The 366-nt window shown below is 72.1% G+C and carries 1 protein-coding gene; it reads left to right on the top strand.

The annotated features are described in order from the left end of the window. A partial coding sequence (locus tag AC3XQU_RS23260) for an Ig-like domain-containing protein (protein ID WP_489876520.1) occupies window positions 1–366 on the top strand: 366 nt, incomplete at both ends.

Here is a 366-nt window from a genome sequence, read left to right as displayed (position 1 = left end):
ACGACGGCAACGGTCCCCAAGGACGCCGCGCCCCCCGCCGCGCCGACACTGACGGTCCCCGCCGCGGTCACCGGCGCGACCGTCACGTCCGTGACGGTCAGCGGCAGCGCCGAGGTCGGCGCGACCGTCTCGCTTAACATCACGGACGCCAATGCCGTTCACACCGTCACCGCGACCGCGACCGCGGACGGAACCGGGAATTGGTCCACGACGGCACTGAACCTGACGAGCCTGAGCGACGGCCAGCTCACCTACACCGCAACCGCGACCGATACGGCGGGCAACGTCAGCCCGGCGACGACGGCAACGGTTCCCAAGGACACCGCGCCCCCCGCCGCGCCGACACTGACGGCCCCGACCACAGTC

This window comes from Telluria sp. AZSoR62, assembly GCF_058111565.1.
Note: the sequence above shows the minus strand (reverse complement) of the source record. Positions and strands in the feature narration are given on the sequence as shown.